The organism is Streptomyces canarius (assembly GCF_014650735.1).
GTDB lineage: Bacteria > Actinomycetota > Actinomycetes > Streptomycetales > Streptomycetaceae > Streptomyces > Streptomyces olivaceoviridis.
In genome coordinates this window covers 118,589-138,849 of record NZ_BMVN01000018.1, presented here as the reverse complement: position 1 = coordinate 138,849, position 20,261 = coordinate 118,589, and the positions used below count along the sequence as shown (strand labels likewise).

General features: G+C 75.1%; 14 protein-coding genes and 1 pseudogene. 9 read left to right on the top strand and 6 right to left on the bottom strand.

Translation table 11 applies throughout. The features are described from left to right. Nucleotides 1–19: 19 nt before the first annotated feature. Both IE294_RS24975 and IE294_RS24970 read left to right on the top strand, forming a co-directional pair. Entirely contained in the window at nucleotides 20–985 is a 966-nt protein-coding gene (locus tag IE294_RS24975; RefSeq protein WP_189889676.1) for a lysylphosphatidylglycerol synthase transmembrane domain-containing protein, read from the top strand. 45 nt (nucleotides 986–1,030) lie between these two features. Beyond that, complete coding sequence (locus IE294_RS24970) at nucleotides 1,031–1,795, top strand: crotonase/enoyl-CoA hydratase family protein (RefSeq protein ID WP_189889674.1); 765 nt, start codon at nucleotides 1,031–1,033, stop codon at nucleotides 1,793–1,795. Nucleotides 1,796–1,822: 27 nt separating this feature from the next. Here IE294_RS24970 and IE294_RS24965 read toward each other — a convergent pair whose 3' ends face one another. Genes IE294_RS24965 through IE294_RS24955 form a run of 3 tightly spaced genes read right to left on the bottom strand, consistent with a single transcriptional unit; the run spans nucleotide 1,823 to nucleotide 5,876 of the window. Next, on the bottom strand, nucleotides 1,823–3,049 hold the full coding sequence (locus IE294_RS24965; protein WP_189889672.1) for an NAD(P)/FAD-dependent oxidoreductase: 1,227 nt from the start codon (nucleotides 3,047–3,049) through the stop codon (nucleotides 1,823–1,825). Beyond that, nucleotides 3,046–4,449 (bottom strand): FAD-dependent oxidoreductase, encoded by a 1,404-nt coding sequence (locus tag IE294_RS24960; RefSeq protein WP_189889670.1) that lies wholly within the window; start codon nucleotides 4,447–4,449, stop codon nucleotides 3,046–3,048. Before IE294_RS24960 ends, IE294_RS24965 begins: the two co-directional genes overlap by 4 nt. Beyond that, nucleotides 4,446–5,876, bottom strand: a complete 1,431-nt coding sequence (locus IE294_RS24955) for an FGGY family carbohydrate kinase (RefSeq protein WP_189889669.1) — start codon at nucleotides 5,874–5,876, stop codon at nucleotides 4,446–4,448. Before IE294_RS24955 ends, IE294_RS24960 begins: the two co-directional genes overlap by 4 nt. A gap of 301 nt (nucleotides 5,877–6,177) precedes the next feature. On the opposite strand from IE294_RS24955, the gene IE294_RS24950 reads away from it, so the two are divergent. The 6 genes from IE294_RS24950 to IE294_RS24925 all read left to right on the top strand — a co-directional run bounded on the left by IE294_RS24950 (nucleotide 6,178) and on the right by IE294_RS24925 (nucleotide 13,849). Further along, nucleotides 6,178–7,164, top strand: a complete 987-nt coding sequence (locus IE294_RS24950) for a hypothetical protein (protein ID WP_189889667.1) — start codon at nucleotides 6,178–6,180, stop codon at nucleotides 7,162–7,164. A 128-nt stretch (nucleotides 7,165–7,292) separates the two neighbouring features. After that, nucleotides 7,293–8,831 carry an amino acid permease gene (locus tag IE294_RS24945; RefSeq protein ID WP_189889665.1) on the top strand — a complete coding sequence of 513 codons (1,539 nt, stop codon included), beginning with the start codon at nucleotides 7,293–7,295 and terminating at the stop codon, nucleotides 8,829–8,831. A gap of 189 nt (nucleotides 8,832–9,020) precedes the next feature. Further along, nucleotides 9,021–10,112, top strand: coding sequence for a mechanosensitive ion channel family protein (locus IE294_RS24940; protein ID WP_189889663.1), 1,092 nt, complete (start codon nucleotides 9,021–9,023; stop codon nucleotides 10,110–10,112). Nucleotides 10,113–10,194: 82 nt separating this feature from the next. Continuing rightward, nucleotides 10,195–10,626 (top strand): DUF4186 domain-containing protein, encoded by a 432-nt coding sequence (locus tag IE294_RS24935; protein WP_189889661.1) that lies wholly within the window; start codon nucleotides 10,195–10,197, stop codon nucleotides 10,624–10,626. A gap of 37 nt (nucleotides 10,627–10,663) precedes the next feature. Then, entirely contained in the window at nucleotides 10,664–12,883 is a 2,220-nt protein-coding gene (locus IE294_RS24930; protein ID WP_189889659.1) for an NADP-dependent isocitrate dehydrogenase, read from the top strand. 174 nt (nucleotides 12,884–13,057) lie between these two features. Beyond that, a complete protein-coding gene (locus IE294_RS24925; RefSeq protein ID WP_189889657.1) occupies nucleotides 13,058–13,849 on the top strand; it encodes an N-formylglutamate amidohydrolase in 792 nt (263 codons plus the stop codon). Nucleotides 13,850–14,606: 757 nt separating this feature from the next. Here IE294_RS24925 and IE294_RS24920 read toward each other — a convergent pair. The 3 genes from IE294_RS24920 to IE294_RS24910 are packed head-to-tail and all read right to left on the bottom strand — an operon-like array spanning nucleotide 14,607 to nucleotide 17,139. Continuing rightward, nucleotides 14,607–15,074 (bottom strand): hypothetical protein, encoded by a 468-nt coding sequence (locus IE294_RS24920; RefSeq protein ID WP_189889655.1) that lies wholly within the window; start codon nucleotides 15,072–15,074, stop codon nucleotides 14,607–14,609. Next, nucleotides 15,071–15,709 carry an RNA polymerase sigma factor gene (locus tag IE294_RS24915; RefSeq protein ID WP_189889653.1) on the bottom strand — a complete coding sequence of 213 codons (639 nt, stop codon included), beginning with the start codon at nucleotides 15,707–15,709 and terminating at the stop codon, nucleotides 15,071–15,073. The genes IE294_RS24920 and IE294_RS24915 overlap by 4 nt, the downstream gene beginning before the upstream one ends. Further along, complete coding sequence (locus IE294_RS24910; RefSeq protein WP_189889651.1) at nucleotides 15,706–17,139, bottom strand: S8 family peptidase; 1,434 nt, start codon at nucleotides 17,137–17,139, stop codon at nucleotides 15,706–15,708. The genes IE294_RS24915 and IE294_RS24910 overlap by 4 nt, the downstream gene beginning before the upstream one ends. 124 nt (nucleotides 17,140–17,263) lie before the next feature. Between IE294_RS24910 and IE294_RS24905 the strand changes: the two are divergent. Continuing rightward, a pseudogene (locus tag IE294_RS24905) lies at nucleotides 17,264–19,829 on the top strand (CHAT domain-containing protein). Nucleotides 19,830–20,261: the final 432 nt, after the last annotated feature.

The following is a 20,261-nucleotide window of genomic DNA, read 5'->3' as shown; positions in this document are numbered from 1 at the left end:
CGGGAGAGCCTGTGCCGATGTGACTGCCGTCCCCCTCCCCCGCCGGCGCCCGCCCCGTCGCCTCCCCGTGCGCCAGGTGCTCTGCCTGGTGCCGCTCGTGCTCGTCGCCGTGGCCGCCGTACGGCACCGCTCGGTTCTCGCCGAGGGCTTCGGCCACCTGCGCACCGCCTCCTGGCCGTGGCTGCTCGCGGCGGCCACGGCGACCTGTCTGACCTGGGTCGCCGCCGCCGTCACCCGGCAGGGGGCGGTGCTCCAGCCGCTGCCCAAGGGGCGGCTGCTGGCCACCCAGTTCGCGGCGGGCGCGGCCAACCACCTGCTGCCGACCGGGCTCGGCGCGGGCGCCGTGAACCTGCGCTTCATGACCGTGTGCGGGGTGCCGCCGGCGCGTTCCTCGGCCGCGCTCGCCCTGTATCTGCTGGCGGAGTGCGTGGGCCGGCTCGGGCTGCTGGGCGCGCTGCTGATCGCGTTCCCGCACGCGCTGCGGCTCGGCCCCCTGCTGCCGGACGGCTCGGCGCCGCCGCTGCTGCTGGGCGCGGTGGGCCTGGTGGTCGTGGCGGGGGCCGTGACGGCGCTCGTACGGCCGCTGCGCACGCGCGTGTCCGCGTTCGCGCGGGACGCCCTGGACGAGGCCCGGTCGGTGCACACCCGGCCGGCCCGCGCCCTCGCGCTGTGGGGCGGCTCGCTGGCCTTCCCCGCGCTCCAGGCGACCGGACTCGCGGCCGTCGGGCAGGCGCTGCGGCTGCCGGTGCCGCCCGCGCACATGGTGCTGGCCTACCTCGCCGCGACGGTCGCGGTGGCCCTGGTGCCCACGCCCGGCGGGCTGGGGTCCGTGGAGGCGGCGCTGATCGTGGCCCTGGTCGCGGTGGGCGGCCCGGCCGCGGTGGCCACGGCGGTGGTGCTGGCCTACCGGATCATCACCGTGTGGCTGCCGCTGGTGCCGGGGGCGCTGACGCTGGGCGCACTGGTGCGGCTGAAGGTCATCTGAGGCACAGTGGCCCTCCGAGCCGCCCCCGCAGAAGGAGCACCCGCCGTGCCGGTCCGCACAGAACGCGAGGAGTACGTCACCACGGTCGTCCTGTCCCGGCCGGAGGCCCGCAACGCGGTGGACGGTCCGACGGCCGCCGAACTGGCCGCCGCCTTCCGGGCGTTCGAGGAGGACGACAGCGCCCGGGTGGCGGTGCTGTGGGGCGAGGGCGGCACCTTCTGCGCGGGCGCGGACCTGAAGGCGATCGGCACGGAGCGCGGCAACCGGGTGGCCGAGGACGGCGACGGGCCGATGGGGCCGACGCGGATGCTGCTGTCCAAGCCGGTGATCGCGGCGGTGGCCGGGCACGCGGTCGCGGGCGGCCTGGAGCTCGCCCTGTGGTGCGATATGCGGGTCGCCGAGGAGGACGCGGTGTTCGGGGTGTTCTGCCGCCGCTGGGGCGTGCCCCTGATCGACGGCGGCACGGTACGGCTGCCCCGGCTGATCGGCACCGGCCGGGCCCTGGACATGATCCTCACCGGCCGCCCCGTCCCGGCCCGCGAGGCGTACGAGATGGGCCTGGCGAACCGGCTGGTCCCCACCGGACACGCGCGTGCCGAGGCGGAGGCGCTGGCGGCACGGATCGCCCGCTTCCCGCAGGCCTGCCTGCGCGGTGACCGGGCGTCGGTCCTGGACCAGGAGGGGCAGGACGAACGGACGGCGCTGCGCGGCGAACTGCGGTGGGGCATGGGGGTGCTGGCCGAGGGCGCGGAGGGTGCCGCCCGGTTCGCGTCGGGTGCCGGACGGCACGGGTCGTTCACGGACTGGTGAACCGCCGCTCCTTCGGCGGCCCCGCGCTCAGCGGGTGCTCACCCGCACCTCCCCGCCCTCGGGGTCGACGCGGCCGTGCCAGCGGGGGTCGAGGGTCAGGGTGCGGTCGGGCAGGGCGGTGCGCGGGCGTTCGTGGTGCAGGAGGCGGCCGTCCTGGCGCACGTACAGGACGGGGCGGTGCAGCGGGGCGCCGGTGCGCAGGACGTGGGGAACGGGCGGGGCGGCCGGGGTGACGCGGTTCGGGGCGATCCAGCGCAGCGGCGGCTCGACGGTCACGGGTACGCCGGGGGCCGGCCAGGGCGCACCCGCCAGGAAGTCCAGCACCGCGCCGGCCGCCCGGGCGCCCTCGCGGGCCGCCGTGCCGGCGGGCTCCACGGCGTGCAGGACGTTGCCGGCGGCGAAGACACCGGGGCGCGAGGTGTGCAGGGAGCCGGCGACGGCGGGGCCGCGGGTGCCGGGGTCGAGAGTGAGGCCGCCGCGCCGGGCCAGTTCGTGGTCGGGGACGAAATCGCCGGTGAAGACGACGGTGTCACACGGGAGTACGGTCGTACGGCCGTCCCGGTGGCGGACGCGGACGCCGGACAGGCGTCCGCGGCCCAGGAGTTCGGTGACGGTGGTGCCGGTCAGCAGCGGGACGCCGTGGCGCAGCCGGGCCGCCCCGGCGCGGGCACGGCCGGTCTGGGCGCGCGGGTGTTCCGTGACGAGGGCGACGACCTCGGCGCCGCCCGCGCGGACGGTGTCCGCCGCCGCGTAGGAGACGTCCGCCGCGCCGACGACGACCGCGCGGGTGCCGATGTGCTGCCCGAACAGATGGACCGCCTGCTGGAGTTCGCCGGTGGTGAAGACGCCGGCGGGGCGGGTGCCGGGCACCAGCCTGGCGGGGCGCGGGCGCTCGCGGGCGCCGGTGGCGAGGACGACGGCCCGTGCCGTGACGGTCTCCGGTCCGCCGGGGCCGACGGCGGTGAGCCGGGGTCCGGTCGGCGCCCAGTCCAGTGCCGTCACGCCGGTCCGGACGGTGGCGCCCGCGCGCTCGGCGGCCTCCGTGAGCAGCCGGGCGTACCCGGGGCCGGTCAGCGGGCGCGTCCAGGTGCCGAAGCCGCCGTGCGCGCAGTGCCGGGGCACTCCACCGGGCCGTGCCTCCCGCTCCAGCACCTCCACGTGCCCGGCCCCGGCGGCGGCCAGCCGCGCGGCGGCGGCGAGCCCGGCGGGACCGGCGCCGACGACGAGGACGTCCACGTGACGCGGGGCCGTCATGGTCTCGTCCCCCGCTCGAACAGCTCCCGTACCGCCGCCCCGCAGTAGAACCCCTGGCAGCGGCCGGCCCGGGCGCGGGTGCGGCGGCGCAGGCCCTCCAGACCGCGGGGCGGGACCGTACTGGCGAGGGCGTCGCGGATCTCCCCGCGGGAGACGCGCTCGCAGTGGCAGACGAGGGTGCCGTACTCGGGGTCGGCGGCGATGAGGTCGGGCCGCTGGTAGGGGCGGGGGAAGGCCTCGCCGAGGTTGGGCATGGTCACCGGCTCCGGTTCCCGGACCGGGCCGAGGTCGAGGCCGCCGTCGGCCAGCAGCCCGGTGACGTGGGCGGCGATGGCCAGGGACGCGGTCAGGCCGGTGGAGCGGATGCCGCCGACGGTGACGTACGCCTGTCCGGGGTGCGCGGTGATGCGGTAGTCCTCGTGCCCGGTGGCCGCGCGCAGCCCGGCGTAGACGGCGGTGACCTCCTCCTCCACCAGGGCGGGCAGCACACGGCGGCCCTTGTCCCGCAGCGCGGCCAGCCCGTCGGCGGTGGATCCGGTGGCCCGTTTGTCGCGCAGGTCCTCGGCGGTGGGGCCGAGCAGGACGTTGCCGTGAACGGTGGGCGCGACCAGGACGCCCTTGCCGAGCGCGGTCGGCACGGGGAGGAGGATGTGCCGGACGAGGGGGCGGGCGAGCTTGTCGTAGACCAGGAGCTGGCCGCGGCGCGGGGTGACGGTGAAGTCCTCGTGGCCGAGCGCGCGGTCCAGGGTGTCGGCGTGCAGTCCGGCCGCGTTCACCAGGTGGCGGGCGCGCAGGGTGCCCCGGCTGGTGGTCAGCAGGTGGCCGTCCGACCGACTCACCTCGCGCACGGCGGTGTCGAGGTGCAGATCGGCGCCGGCGCGGACCGCCTGGGTGGCGTAGGCCAGGGTCGTCGTCCAGGGGCAGATGATGCTCTCGCCGGGGACGTGCAGGGCGCCGAGCGCGCCGGGGCCGAGGCGGGGTTCGCGGGCGTACAGCTCCCCGGGGCCCAGCAGGGCGGTGTCGTGGCAGGCGTTGCGCTCGGCCTTCTCGGCCAGCCGGGGCAGCGCGGCGAGCTGTTCCTCGTCCCAGGCGACCAGCAGCGCGCCGACCCGCTCGACGGGGATGCCGGTCTCGGCGGCGTAGGCACCGAGACGGGCGTACCCCTCGCGGACCAGGCGGGCCTCCAGGGTGCCGGGGGTCGCGTCGAAACCGGTGTGCAGGATCGCGGTGTTGGCCTTGGAGGTGCCCTGGCCGACGTCGTCCTGGGCCTCGATGAGGGCGATGCGCAGCCGGGGCCGGCGGGCGAGTTCGCGGGCGATGGCGCAGCCGACGACACCGGCGCCGACGATCGCCACGTCGTACGGCGTCGTGGGCAGCGGCCCGGCCGCGGTGACGGTCACGCGCCGAGGAGGGCCGCGACGGCGGCGCGGAAGCCGGCGCGGCGTTCGGCGGCCTGGTCGGCCGGGATGCGGGGCTCGTACACGGCGGCGGGTTTCCCGTCGGGCAGCGCGTCCGCGACGCGGAGGCCGGGGTCCGCGCCGAGGCGGGCGAGGGCGGCGGCGCCGAGCGCGGTGGCGTCGGCCAGCGCGGACACTTCGACGGGGCGTTGCAGCAGGTCGGCCTGGGTCTGCATGAGGAGCGCGGAGCGGGTGAGGCCGCCGTCGACGCGGAGCGTGGTCAGGGGGGCGCCCAGGTCGCGGGCGGCGGCCTCGGCGAGTTCGGCGACCTGGGCGGCGATGCCCTCGCACAGGGCGCGCACCAGGTGGCCGGCGGTGGTGTCGAGGCCGAGGCCGGTGAGGGAGCCGCGCAGGTCGCCGCGCCACCAGGGGGCGGCGAGTCCGGCGAGGGCCGGGACGAAGGTGACCCCGCCGCTGTCGGGGACGGTGCCGCCGACCGGGTCGAGGTCGGCGGCGCAGGAGAGGACGCCGAGGTCGGTGAGCCAGCGGACGGCGGAGGCGGCGGTGTAGACCTGGCCGTCCAGGCAGTAGCCGGTGTGTCCGGCGAGCCGCCAGGCCACGCAGCTCACCAGGCCGGAGTCCCCGCGCCGGGGGCGGTCGCCGGTGGGGGCGAGCAGGAACGCGCCGGTGCCGTAGGTGCACTTGGCGGCGCCGGGCCCGGTGACGCGCTGGGCGAGCAGGGCGGCCTGCTGGTCGACGATCAGTGCGGTGAGCGGGATCTCCGGGCCGAACGCGCGTGTGGTGCCGACCGGTTGCGCGGTGTCGGTGACCTCGGGGAGGCGTTCGCCGGCCAGGCCGTAGAGGTCGAGGGCGCGCGGGGACCACTCGGCGCGGTCCAGGTCGAGCAGCTGGGTACGGCCGGCGGTGGCGGCGTCGGTGACGAAGGCGCCGGTGAGGCGGTGGACCAGCCAGGCGTCGGAGGTGGTGACGACGCCGTCGCGGGTGAGGTGGCGGCGGATCCAGGCCATCTTCGGTGCGGCGAAGTAGGGATCGAGGGGCAGGCCGGTCAGCTCCCTCAACTCCTCTGCGTGCGCGCTGAGTCCGGCGCAGACGGTTTCGGCCCGGCGGTCCTGCCACACCAGGGCGTCGGTCAGCGGGCGGCCGGTGTCCGGGTCCCAGGCGAGGACGGTCTCGCCCTGGTTGGCGAGGCCGAACGCGACGACGTCCTCACCGGCCTCGGCGAGCGCGCGCCGGCCTGCCTCCACCACCGAGTCGTACAGCCGCGCCGGGTCCACCTCGACCAGGCCGCCGGGCAGATGGCGGGGGCGCACCTCCGCGAAACCGGTGCCGAGGACACCGCGTTCGGGGCAGACCACGAGCGCCTTGGTGCCGGACGTGCCCTGGTCGACGGCGAGCACCGGCCCGGTCATCGCACGCCCTCCGCGTGAGCGCGTCCAGCACCCCGCGTCCGCGTCCGACCCGCGCCTCCCGCTCCGGCCCTGAAGATCACCGCGCCAGCCTGCCGCCGCCGCGGCCCCGGAGTCAAGGTCTTACGCTCGTCGGTCAACTCGCCCTGTAATTTGTTGACTTGGCAACAATGGTACGGCGGAACCCGCGCCTCTATAGTGACCGCCGACCACACGAGACATCTTCATCACCGCCCAGGGGAGGGCTGTTGCAACGTCACCCCGCCACCTCGCCCGTGCGCCCGTGGCCGGGGGCCGGCGGCTGATGGCCAGAGACGGAGCCCGCCCCTCCTACGACCCCGCCGGTCCCGACCACGCGCTGCGCGCCGCACTCCAGGACCTGCGCACCGGCCGCTGGATGGCCATGCGGACCCTGCTCGCGGAGACCACGCCGCGGTGGCAGTGGACCCAGCGCACCCAGGTGCTGGCGGCTGCCGCGGCCGGCAGCGACGTGGTGCGGGCCTGGCTCACCGAGGAGCCGGACAGCGCGCACGCGGTGGTGATGCACGCCCGTGTCGGCGTCGAGCGCGCGCTGCGGGCCCGGCGGGAACGGCACCGCCGTACCCATGAACTGTGGATCGAGGCGTGGGACGCCGCCCAGACGGCGACCGTGGCCGCCCCGCAGGACCCGGTGCCCTGGGTGTGTCTGCTGGCGCTGGCCCAGCTCGACCCGGAGCAGCGCTGGGAGGAGCACCGGGCCGCCGCGCCGGAGCCGATGCTGCCGCCGGGCCCCTGGGGGCTGCTGGCCGAGGCCGGCCGGCGCGACCCGTTCAATCGCGAGGCCCACCACCGGATGCTCCAGTTCCTGTACGCGCGCGGCGGCTCGGGACGGCTCGCGGAGGCCGCCGGGTACGCGCAGTGGGCCGCCGGCCAGGCCCCGCCCGGCTCGGCGCTGCACCTGCTGCCGCTGTACGTCCGGGTCGAGCGCTACCGCCGGGACAGCGGGCACGACGCGGCGCTGGACCTGCACTGGGTGGTGGAGGAGGCGGACCGGGAGGCGCGGCGCGCGCTGCACTCCTGGTTCGAGCGGACGGGGCCCGCCGAGCGCGCGCTGCCGGACCTCAACCATCTGGCCCACGCGCTGTGGGGTTCCCTGCAATTCACCGACGCGGCGAGGGTGTTCGAGGCGATCGGCCCCTACTTCACCCCGCCGCCCTGGATGTACCGCACGCCGGACCGGGACCGGGCCGTGGAGGTCTTCGTACAGGCCCGGGACCGCTGCCGGGCCGCCGCGGAGGGCTCCCGCCCCTGAACACCGCGCCCGCACCCCGCCCCTGAACAGCCGTCTCGTCCGCACCGCCAGGAACAGCCCCGCACCGCCCCCTGAACGACCCCGTTGCACGTGCCCGTCCGACAACCGTTGATCCAGGAGGTCCCCGCGTGTCCCCCACCCCCGGTCCCTCGCCCACCCCCTCGCCCGGTCTGCCGCAGCAGGACGAGGAGCAGCGGCTGCGGGAACTCGGCTACCGCCCGGTGCTGGCCCGCCGCATGGGCGGCTTCGGCAACTTCGCGATCAGCTTCTCGGTGATCTCGATCCTGTCCGGCTGCATGACCCTGTACGGCTTCGGCCTGAACACCGGCGGCCCCGCCGTGATGCTGTGGGGCTGGGCCGGCGTCGGCCTGTTCGTGCTGTGCGTCGGGCTCGCGCTCGCCGAGGTCACCAGTGCCTACCCGACCTCCGGCGCCCTGTACTACATGGCCGACCGGCTCGGCGGCCGGCGCTGGGGCTGGTACACCGGCTGGCTGAACCTGCTCGGCCTGCTCGGCGCGATCGCCGGCATCGACTACGGCGCCGCCCTGTTCACCGGCGCGTTCGCCAACCTCCAGTGGGGCTTCACGCCCACGCCCGGCCGGACCATGCTGATCTTCTGCGCGATCCTGCTGCTGCACGCGGTGCTGAACCTGTTCGGCGTGCGCCTGGTCAGCCTGCTCAACTCGGTCAGCGTGTGGTGGCACCTGGCGGGCGTGGCGCTGATCGTCGGCGCACTGGTGATCGTCCCCGACCACCACCAGTCGGCGTCCTTCGTGTTCACGAAGTTCGTCAACGAGACCGGCTGGGACAACCCGCTGTACGTCGCGGCGATCGGTCTGCTCCTCGCCCAGTACACCTTCTCCGGCTACGACGCCTCCGCCCACCTGTCGGAGGAGACCTCGCACGCCTCGGTGGCCGCCTCCCGCGGCATCGTCCGCGCCATCTGGGCGTCCTGGCTGGCCGGTTTCGTGCTGCTCGCCGGTCTCACCTTCGCCATCCAGGACTACGACGCCACGCGCACCACCGACACCGGCGTACCGCCCGCCCAGATCATGCTGGACGGCCTCGGCACCGACGGCGCGAGCGTCCTGCTCCTCGTCGTCATCATCGCGCAGCTGTTCTGCGGCAACGCCGAGGTCGCCGCGGCCAGCCGGATGGTGTTCGCGTTCAGCCGGGACGGCGCGCTGCCCGGCTCGCACCTGTGGCGCAAGGTCAGCGGACGCACCCAGACGCCGGTCGCCGCCGTCTGGCTGTCCGTCGTCGTCGCCTGTGTCCTCGCCCTGCCGTCGCTGTACTCGGCGACGGCGTACAACGCGGTGACCGCCATCAACGTCATCGGCATCACCCCGGCCTACGCCATCCCCGTCTTCCTGCGGCTGCGCGCGGGCGACCGCTTCCAGCCGGGGCCGTGGCAACTGGGCCGCTGGAGCAAGCCGGTCGGCTGGACCGCGGTCGGGTGGGTGGCGTGCGTGACGGTCCTGTTCTGCCTGCCGCAGGCGTCGCCGGTCACGGTCGACACGATGAACTACGCCTCCGTAGCCCTCGCGGTGGTCCTCGTCCTGGCCAGCGTCTGGTGGTACGTCGCCCGCCGGTCGTACGGCACCCCCACCACCGCCGCGTACGGCAGCGACCGCGACCAGGCGGACCTCGCGGAGGGCATCGTCTGAGCCGGCTGCCCGAAGAGCGCCGGTCCCGGTACGAACCGGTGTGCCGGATGCGGCAGGATGAACGAACGCGCCGGTCACCGGAGTTCCTCCGGCCGGCGCGGTCGCACATCCCGGACATCGAGCAGGTGACAACGTGACGAGACTTCACAAACGGCTCTCCGCAGCGGCCACACGCCCCGGAGGTGACCGGTGAACCGCGCGCTGACCCTGGACGACCTCGTCCTCGCCGGCATCGCCCTGGCGGCGGGCCTGGTGCTCGCCTTCATGTCGCGCACCCTGCTGCGCTGGCTCGCGAAGCACGCCAAGCGGACCCGCTGGAGCGGCGACGACGTCATCGTGGACGCGCTGCGCTCGGTCGTGCCCTGGGCGGCGATCGCGGGCGGCGCGGCGACGGCGGCGGCCGTCCTGCCGCTCACCCGGACCGTCCAGCACCACGTGAACCAGGCGCTTGAGGTCTGGCTGATCGTCGTGGTGACGTTCTCCGCGGCCCGGGTGATCGCCGGCCTGGTCCGTTCCGTGACCCAGTCCCGCTCCGGGGTCGCGGGCTCGGCGACCATCTTCGTCAACATCACCCGCGTCCTGGTCCTGGCGATCGGCTTCCTGGTCGTCCTCCAGACCCTGGGCATCTCCATAGCGCCCCTGCTCACCGCCCTGGGCGTCGGCGGTCTGGCGGTCGCCCTGGCGCTCCAGGACACGCTCGCCAACCTCTTCGCGGGCGTCCACATCCTCGCCTCCAAGACCGTCCAGCCCGGCGACTACATCCGGTTGAGCAGCGGCGAGGAGGGCTATGTGGTGGACATCAACTGGCGCCAGACGACGGTCCGCCAGCTCTCCAACAACCTGGTGGTCATCCCCAACGGCCAGCTCGCCAAGGCCAACATGACCAACTTCACGCGGCCCGAGCAGGAGCTGACCGTGCTGGTGCAGGCCGGGGTGAGCTACGACTCCGACCTGGAGCACGTCGAGCGGGTGACCGCCGAGGTGGTCACGGAGGTCATGACGGACGTCTCGGGCGCCGTACCGGAGCACGAGCCCGCCATCCGCTTCCACACCTTCGGCGACTCCCGGATCGGGTTCACGGTGATCCTCGGCGTCGGCGAGTTCAGCGACCAGTACCGGATCAAGCACGAGTTCATCAAGCGCCTGCACCGCCGCTACCGCGAGGAGGGCATCCACATCCCGGCCCCCACCCGTACGGTCTCGCTCCAGCAGGGCTCGGCGGTGATCCCGCAGCAGCGGAGCGCGGAGGGCGCGGTACCGGAAGCGCAGGCCACGGAGTAGCGCGGAGGGCGCCGTGCCGGAAGCGCAGCCCACGGAGCAGCCCGGCCGTGCGGTCCCGGCCGGCCCGTATGCTCGAAGCAGCATGACCACGCCGGCCCCGGACCCCCGCACACTCGACCGGCGGCTGGACGCGCTCGCGCGCCAGCCGTTCCGGGCGAAGTTCCACCTGCACGGCCGGGACCGGGCGACCGCCGCCCTGAAGGGACCGGCGACCCTGCGGTGGCACGCGTACGACCTGATCGCGAAGCGGCTGGCCCCGGCCGCGCCGTACAAGGACGGCCGGCAGACGCCGTACCGCGGCCACCCGGTGTTCGTGGCCCAGCACGCGACCGCCACCTGCTGCCGGGGCTGTCTGGAGCGCTGGCACGGCATCCCCGAGGGACGCGCGCTGACCCGTGCCGAGCACGCGTACGTGGTGGAGGTGATCAGCCGCTGGATCGCGCGCGAGATGGCGGACGGCGCGTTTTCCGGCCAGGACCCCTGTCGAGCCGACCCCGGGCACGAGATATCTTGATGTCGAGCAATGTTGCAGACGTGGAGCGGAGCACCCGGTGACTGACTCGACCATCATCTACACCTACACAGACGAGGCCCCGGCCCTGGCGACGCATTCGTTCCTGCCGGTGATCCAGGCGTACGCCTCGCAGGCCGGTGTGCCCGTGGAGACGCGTGACATCTCGCTGGCCGGGCGCATCATCGCCGTCTTCCCGGAGTACCTGAACGAGGACCAGCGCATCCCCGACGCGCTGACCGAGCTGGGCGAGCTGGCCAAGACCCCCGCGGCCAACATCATCAAGCTGCCGAACATCTCGGCGTCCATCCCGCAGCTGAAGGCCGCCGTCGCCGAGCTCCAGGGCAAGGGCTACGCGCTGCCGGACTACCCGGACGACCCCAAGACCGACGAGGAGCGCGAGATCCGCGCCCGCTACGACAAGGTCAAGGGCTCCGCCGTCAACCCGGTGCTGCGTGAGGGCAACTCCGACCGCCGTGCCCCGGCCTCGGTGAAGAACTACGCCAAGACCCACCCGCACCGCATGGGCGCCTGGACCGGCGAGTCCAAGACCAACGTGGCGACCATGGGCGAGAACGACTTCCGCTCCACCGAGAAGTCCGTCGTCGTCTCCGAGGACGGCGCCCTGAAGATCGAGCTGGTCGGCGCGGACGGCACCACCACCGTCCTGAAGGAGTCCGTGCCGGTCCTCGCGGGCGAGGTCGTCGACGCGTCCGTCATGCGCGTCGCCGAGCTGAACTCGTTCCTGGCCGCGCAGGTCGCCCGCGCCCAGCAGGAGGACGTCCTGTTCTCCGTGCACCTGAAGGCCACGATGATGAAGGTCTCCGACCCGATCATCTTCGGTCACGTGGTGCGCGCCTTCTTCCCCAAGACGTTCGCGCGGTACGGCGAGACCCTCAAGGCGGCCGGTCTCACCCCGAACGACGGCCTCGGCGGCATCCTGAAGGGCCTGGAGAACCTGCCCGAGGGCGCCGAGATCAAGGCCTCCTTCGAGGCCGAGATCGCCGAGGGCCCCGCCCTGGCCATGGTCGACTCGGACAAGGGCATCACCAACCTCCACGTGCCCTCCGACGTCATCATCGACGCCTCCATGCCGGCCATGATCCGCACCTCCGGCCACATGTGGGGCCCGGACGGCCAGGAGCACGACGCCCTCGCCGTCATCCCGGACTCCTCCTACGCCGGTGTCTACCAGGCCGTCATCGAGGACTGCCGGGCCAACGGCGCCTACGACCCGTCGACCATGGGCTCGGTCCCGAACGTCGGCCTGATGGCGCAGAAGGCCGAGGAGTACGGCTCCCACGACAAGACCTTCGAGATCCCGGCCGCCGGCACGGTCCGGCTGACCGACCAGGCCGGCAACGTGCTGATCGAGCAGCCGGTCGCGCAGGGCGACATCTTCCGCGCCTGCCAGACCAAGGACGACCCGATCCGCGACTGGGTGAAGCTGGCCGTCACCCGCGCCCGTGCCACCGGCGACCCGGCCGTGTTCTGGCTGGACAAGACGCGCGCCCACGACGCGCAGCTGATCGCCAAGGTCAAGCAGTACCTGCCGGAGCACGACACCGAGGGCCTGGACATCCGCATCCTGTCCCCGGTCGAGGCCACCAAGCTGTCGGTGGAGCGCATCCGCCGCGGCGAGAACACCATCTCGGTGACCGGCAACGTGCTGCGTGACTACCTGACCGACCTCTTCCCCATCCTGGAGCTGGGCACCAGCGCCAAGATGCTGTCGGTCGTGCCGCTGATGGCGGGCGGCGGCCTGTTCGAGACGGGCGCCGGCGGCTCCGCGCCGAAGCACGTCCAGCAGCTCGTCAAGGAGAACTACCTGCGCTGGGACTCCCTCGGCGAGTTCTTCGCCCTGGTGCCGTCCTTCGAGCAGTACGCGGCGGCCACCGGCAACACCCGCGCCAAGGTCCTCGCCGACACCCTGGACCGCGCCACGGCGACCTTCCTCAACGAGGACAAGTCCCCGACCCGGCGCGTCGGCGGCATCGACAACCGCGGCAGCCACTTCTACCTGTCCCTGTACTGGGCGCAGGAGCTGGCCGGGCAGACCGAGGACGCCGACCTCTCGAAGGCGTTCGCGCCGCTCGCCGAGACCCTCGCCGCGAACGAGCGGAAGATCGTCGAGGAGCTGAACGCGGTCCAGGGCTCCCCGGCCGACATCGGCGGCTACTACCAGGTCGACAAGGCCAAGGCGGACGCGGTCATGCGGCCGTCGGCCACCTGGAACGAGGCGCTGGCGTCCCTCGGCTAGTGCCCTGGTGCCTGCGGCGGCCGAGCTGGTGCCGCGGCACCCGAGCCGTCGAGGTGACGTGCCCTCCGCCCCGGCCGGGGGTCCCGGCCGGGGCGGAGGCGTGCGGGGCGGAGCCGTTGTCAGTGCCGTATGGCACCTTGATCGTGCACGCCCCCAACACCCCAGGAGCAGCCGGTGTCCCAGACCGTCCCCTCGTTCGACCTCCTCCCCGGTGCCGCCGCCTCGCCGGTGCTGCTGCACGTGCCGCATTCCTCACGGGCGATACCGGGGCACGTACGCGCCGGCATCGTGCTGGACGACGCCGGGCTGGAGCGGGAGCTGGACCACATCACGGACGCGCACACCGCCCGGATCGCCGAGGAGGCCGCCGCGCTCGCCGGGCTGCGGCCCTGGCGGTTCGTGAACCGGCTGTCGCGGCTGGTGGTGGACCCCGAGCGGTTCCCGGACGAGCGGGAGGAAATGCTCGCCGTGGGCATGGGCGCCGTGTACACGCGGACCACCCACAAGGGCGAGCTGCGGTCCGCGGACACCGACCCGGAGCCGCTGGTCGCCCGCTATTTCCGCCCGTATGCCGCGGCCATGGCGGAGGCGGTGGCCGGCCGGCTGGCCGCGACCGGGCGCGCGGTGATCATCGACGTGCACTCGTATCCGGCCCGGCCGCTCCCCTACGAGCTGCACGGCAGCGGGCCGCGCCCGCCGGTGTGCCTGGGCACGGACGCCTTCCACACCCCGCCGGAGCTGACCGAGGCCGCCCGCAAGGCGTTCGCCGGCTGCGGCGAGACGGGCCTGGACAGCCCGTTCGCCGGGACGTACGTACCGCTGGAGTTCTACGGCACGGACGCCCGGGTCGGTGCGCTGATGGTGGAGATCCGGCGGGACACGTACATGACGGAACCGGGCGGCCCGGCCGGCCCCGGCCTGCACCGCCTCGCCACGGCACTGGCGGCACTCGTCGACACGGTGTAGCCCACCGGCCGCAGCGGCGCCGGCACCAGGGCGACACGCAAGGCGGAGGACGGCCTCCTGGGGCCAGGCGGACACGGTCTCCGACCGCCGGGTGAGCGCCGTCCGACCACTGCCACGGCCCCCGGCCGGACACACGGCTCCCCCACCCGGCACGCCTCGCCCCAGGGCCCCTGGCCCACCTCGCCCAGCCCCCGGCAACCCGCACCCAACCCGGGTCGGGCACACGGCTCGCCCGCCCGGCACACCTCCCCCAGCCAGTACACGGCTCGGCCCGGGGCCTGCCCCGCCCAGCCCCGGTCAGGTCCCGGCACCCGGCCCGGCCCCGGCAACCCGCACCCAACCCGGGTCGGGCACACGGCTCTCCCGCCCGACACACCTCCCCCAGGGCCCGGCACCCGGCCCACCTCGCCCAGCCCCCAGCCGGCACACGGCTCGCCTCGGGGGCCCGCTCCGCCCAGCCCCCGACCCGGCACACGACTCGGGCCCCGGTACGCCTCCCCTCAGCCCCGGCCAGGGCCCGGCACCGGCAAACCTCCTGCCAGCCCCCGACCCGGCACACGACTCGGCCCCCGGCACGCCTCCCCTCAGCCCCGGCCAGGGCCCGGCACCGGCAAACCTTCACCCAGCCCCGGCCCGGCGCCCGGCTCGGCCCCGGCAATCCCCCCAGCCCAGGTCCCACCGGGGGGCACGGCCCGGGGCCCAGGCGCGTCGGTGTCGGCGTCCGGCCGGGCCCGTCGCCCCGTCCGATCCGGTCCGCTCAGGCTCGTAGCCACTCCGTGACGATCACCTCGGCGCCGGTCCGCAGGCGCAGGGCGAACGGGCCGGACGGCGGGGCGTCGCTGGTGAACCGGCCGAGGGTGTCGGCGACGACCGGATGGGGCGTCTGCGGGCCGCCGAGCACCTCGATCCGCGCCGACTGCGGCGGCAGCAGCTGGCCCATCAGCCCCTCCTCGGTGACCTCCACGTCGACGGTCACCTCGCCCGCGCGGAACGTCAGCATGCGCGGCGCGTCCGTGACCCCTCTGACCGGCAGTGCGTCCACCAGCGAGTCGAAGGTCAGCTCGGCGAGCCGGGCGTCCAGGTCGTGCAGCGCGAACGCGTCCAGCGCCGCCTGGACCAGCTCGGCCGGCACCGGGTCCAGGACGGCTGCGGCCTGGCGCAGCTCCTCCTCCAGCAGCCCGTCCGCGAACTCCTCCGGCCCCTCGGGCCTCTCGTCGCCGTTCACACCACACCCCGCGCGTCCATCCGGGCCCGCAGCCGGCGCAGACAGCGCTGGCGGAGCGGGCCGATGCTGCCGACCGCGATACCGAGGGCGGCCGAGATCTCCCCGTAGCTGGGCGGCGGCGAGGCCATCAGCACGCGCAGCAACTGCCGGCAGCGCTCGCCCAGTCCGTCCAGCTCCTGCCACAGGCGGCGGACCCGCTCGGCCCGGTCCGCCGCCTCCTCCGAATCGATGAACGTCTCTTCCGGCGTCCGGTCCTCGCTGGCCCGGTCCAGCACCCGTGGATCGTCGGTCAGGGTCAGCCGCGCCAGGCCCTTGAGCACCTTCAGGCACTCGTGCCGGGCCGTACTGGCCAGCCAGGCACCGGCCTTGTCGGGTTCCCGGATGCGGCCCAGGTGCTGGGCGAAGCGGAACCAGGTGGTCTGGAAGACCTCGTGCCCGTCGGCGTCCGACAGCCGGTGTGCCCGCACGACCGACCACACCAGCGGACTCATCCCTTCCACCAGCGCCTTCCAGGCCGCGGCGTCCCCGTCGACGGCGGACTGGACCAACGCGCCGACCTCTGTTCGGTCCACGGCTCCACCCCTTGTGTACGGCCTGTCATCGTACGCCGTGGAGCGGAGGGTTCCGGCCCTCATGCGGGCAGCGCCGGGATCACGGCGGGGACGGGGCGCCAGGTGGGCGGGCGGAGCGCCGCGACACGCGCCCCGCGCACCTCGGCCCGCCCCGCGTCCGCCGCCAGCAGCCCGGCGCCGGCCGCGCGCGGGTCGCGTTCCCGGTACGCCGTCATCCGGGCGGCGACGAGTCCCGCGGCCACCGGGGTGGCGAAGGAGGTGCCGCTCCACTGCGCCAGACCGTCGAACATCACCTGGTCCGGCTTGGCGCCGGTGCTCTCCCGTCCCTCGCTCAGCACACCGGTGTGGCGCGGGAACTGGCAGGTGCAGGCGTAGTCGGCGTCGCCGAACCGGCAGGCGTCGTAGGTGGAGTGCTGGTAGACGTACGGCACGGGTGCGGTGAACCCGGTGAGGGCGCTGGTGAGGCGTTCGCCGGGGGCGTGGACGCGCACCCACGGCCCGTGGTTGGTGAAGCAGGCCCCCAACGCGCCGTCCGCGCGCAGGGCGCCGACCGACAGCACGCAGTCGGCGAACTCGGGCAGGCCGGCGTAGGCGGCGGGCCAGAACGGGATGTCGCTGCCGTTGTTGCCGGCGGCGGCCACCAGCAGGGTCCGCTGCTCGCGCAGTTCCGCCATGAACGCGTCCAGGCCGATCAGGCCGTCGGTGTCCGCGCTGGGCGTACCCGCGGAGAGGCTGATGACGTCCGGCCAGCCGCCCCGGTCGACCGCGTCGAAGAGCAGGGCGCCGAACTCCGACTCCAGGACGGCACCGGCGTCGTTGAGCGTGCCGCGCACGGTGATGTCGGTGTTGGGGGCGACGGCCGCGAGGATCCCGGCGATGAACGTGCCGTGGCCGACGTACTGGCGCAGCACTCCGTCGGCGTCGGTCTCGGTCAGCTGGGCGTCGCCCGTGGTGTGGGCGAGCAGCGGGTAGGAGCGGTGGTCGTGCATCAGCCCGGTGTCGATCACGAGGACGCCGACCGCGGTCGCCGGGTCGTAACTACCCTCGGCGGGGGCGGGGTTCGGGGTCTCGGTGCGCGGGACGGGCACCGGCTCGTCGCCGGGGCAGGCGTTGACGTTCCCCGCGATGTGCACCACGTGGTTGCGGCCGGCCAGCCGGCGCCCCTGGCGGTCCTCGGCCGCCCGCACGGCGCGCAGGGCGTGCGGCACGCTGTCCTCGCCCTCGGCCGGGTCACCGACCCGGATGCGGGTGACGCCGGTGCGGCCGGCCCGCGGGCCCACGCGGCGCACGTGGTCCGGGACGAGTCCCTGGGTCTCGGTGAAGTGCGTGCGCACGGCGTCCTCGACGAACCGGGCCTCCTCGCCGTCCCGGACGAGGACGACGCCCTTCTCGTAGAAGTACCCGGCGGAGTCGTCCGGCCCCATGGTGAGGGGGACGTCCGGCAGGGAGCGCTGGATGTGGTGGAACTGCTCGTGGAATCGGTGTGGTGCCATGTGGTGTCCTCCCCCTCAAGACGGTGGTCGACAGTGAGAGCCTCGGGGCCACCGTCTGATACAACAGGCCACTACCATGCGAGACGTGACAGCGGGAAGCGAGCCGGTTCTCGAACTGCTGCCCATGGTGTTCGCCGATCCGGGCGAGGCCCGGGCACGTGCCGAACACGTCCTGCGCGCCGCGCCGTCACCCGTCCACGCGAGCGTCGCCCACCAGGTGCTCGGCATCTGGCAGCGGGACTTCGGCGATCTGCGGATCGCGCTGAGGCATCTGCGGCGGGCCCGGGACCTGGCCGCGCGTGCCGAGTCGGCCGACCGGGAGGCCGATGTGCTCGCGACCCTCGGGGTCGCACTGGTGCACGCGGGGCGCACGCGGCAGGGGCTCGCGTCCTTCGAGCGGGGGGTCGCGCGGGGCAGTGGGCACACCCGGGCCCGGGTGCTGTACCGGCGGGCGTACGTGTGGTGGGTGCTGGGGTACCACCGCGAGGCCCTGGAGGACGTACGGCGGGCCCTTCCCGTCCTTAGGGCAGGTCGCCGACGACATCTGGACCGCGCGGGCGCTGACCCTGCGGGCCACCGTGCATCTGGCGCTCGGCGCGGTGGAGCGGGCCGTGGCCGACTTCACGGCGGCGGAGCGGCTGTGGGACACCACCGGCCAGGAGCACGACAAGGCGGACGCGGTGGAGAGCCGGGGCCTGGCCGCGTTCCGTTCCGGCGACATCCCGGCGGCGCTGCGGCTGCTGGACGAGGCCGAGGAGCGCTACGCCAAGCTGGACACCCCCACCTACAACCTGTCCATCCGGCGCTGCGAGGTGCTGATGGCGGCGGGGCTCGCCCCGGAGGCGCTGGCCGAGGCTGACGCGGCGATCGCGCTGCTGGACCGGATCGGCGGGCAGTCCACCCGCAAGGCCGAGCTGCTGCTGGCCGCCGCGCGGGCCGCCCGTTCGGCCGGGGAGGCGCACACCGCCATAGCCCGCGCGGCCGTGGCCGTACGGCTGTTCGCGGCGCAGCGCCGGACCTGGTGGGAGACGCACGCCCGGCTGGTGCTGATCGAGGCGCGGGTGGCGGCCGGGCGCCGGTCGGGGCGGATGGTCGCGGACGCGGCGGCGGTCGCCGAGCGGCTGGCTTCCTTCGGCTCCCCGGCCGCGCCCGAGGCCTCCCTGCTCGCGGGCCGGATCGCGCTGGCGCTGGGCTGGACGGCGGACGCGGAACGGCACTTGGCGGTCGCCGCCCGCAGCCGGCACGGCGGCCCGCCGCCGGCCCGGATGACGGGCTGGGCGGCACAGGCGCTGCGGGCGCGGGCGGCCGGTTCCCGGCGCGGTGTGCTGGAGGCGTGCCGGCGCGGCCTGGACGTGCTGGACGATCACCGGATGACGCTGGGCGCCTCGGAGCTGCGCGCCCACGCGACCGCGCAGGGCGCCGAACTGGCCGCGCTGGCGCAGGAGGTGAGCCTCGCCGAGGGCTCTCCGCGGCGGCTGCTCGGGTGGAGCGAGCGGTGGCGGGCGACCGTGCTGTCCGCGCCGCCGACCCGGCCGCCCGACGATCCGGCGCTGCTGAGCGGGCTCACCGCCTACCGGGAGATCGCGGCCCGTGCGGAGGCCGCCCGGATGGAGGGCCGCCCGGTGCCGGCCCTGGAGCGCGAACAGCGGCGCCTGGAACGGGAGATCCGCTCCCGCACCCGGCACATGGGCGGGGCCGCCGCCGACGCGGGCGACCGTCTCGACGTGGGCCGGCTACTGGACCGGCTCGGTGACGTCCGGCTGGTCGAACTGGCGGTGGTCGACGGCCGGGTGCACGTCCTGCTGTGCGGGCAGGGAAAGGTGCGGCGGTTCGCCGGCGGCTCGCTGGCGGAGGCGGTGGCCGAGGCCGAGCATGTGCAGGCCGGGCTGCGGCGGCTCGCGCACCCGGGTGCCGAGGCCCGGCTCCCTGTCGTGGAGGCCGCCGGCCGGCGGCTGGAGGAACTCCTGCTGGCCGGGGCGGTACGGCACCTCGGTCCGGGCCCGGTGGTGATCGTGCCGCCGGGCGCGCTGCACCGGGTGCCGTGGGCGCTGCTGCCCGCGCTGCGGGAGCGGGTGCTCAGCGTGTCGCCGTCGGCGAACAGCTGGCTGCGCGCCCGGGAGACGACTCCGCCGCCGGACGGACGGCCCGTGCTGGTGCGCGGCCCCGGCCTCGCGACGGGCGGCGCGGAGGTGCCCGAACTGGCGGACCGGTACGGCACGGCGACGGTCCTGGAGGGCGACGACGCCCAGGTGCCCCGGGTGCTGGCGGAACTCGACGGCGCGGGCCTCGCCCATCTCGCGGCGCACGGCACGTTCCGCGCCGACAGCCCCCTGTTCTCCGCCCTCCGCATGGCCGACGGCCCGCTGATCGTCCACGACTTCGAGCGCCTGGCGCGCAGCCCGTACCGGATCATCCTGTCGAGCTGCGACACCGCCCGCCTCGCCTCGGTCGGGGCCGACGAACTCCTCGGCCTGGTCACGGCGTTGCTGCCGCTGGGCACGGCCGGGGTGGTGGCGAGCAGCGCCCCGGTCAACGACGCGGCGGTCGTCCCGCTGATGCTGGCCCTGCACAAGGGTCTGGGCGCGGGCCTCTCCCTGGCCGAGGCGCTGAGGGACGCCCGTACGGCCCTGCCGGGCGACGCGGTGCACCAGGCGACGGGCTGGGCGTTCGCGGCGTTCGGGGCGGCGTGAGCGAGGGTGCGCCCTCCCGGCGGCCGCGCCGCGTGGCGGAGGGCCAGGCGGGCCCAGGGCACCGCCGGGGCCACCGCGAACAGCAGGCCCGGCGCCGCCCAGCCCGGCGAGCCCGTGGGCGACCGCGGTCCCCGTGACCAGCCGTGACCAGGGCCGGACCGGACATCGTCCCCGCCGACATGCCAAGACCCGCACCACCGCGCCGGCGGTCAGCGCCGCCAGCGCCCACACCGGGGACAGGCCCGCCGACAGGGCCGTACACCGCGCGGGAGGCCGCCGGCGGCGGGTCCGACCAGCCCACCGCCCGTACGGTGGAGGGCACTTGTGAGGCCCTGCGGGCCACCGCACCCGGAGCAGCGCGGCGCGTCGGTCGCTCCACGATCCACAGCGGCAGCCCGGCCCCGGACAGCGAGTGCCGCACGACCAGCACCG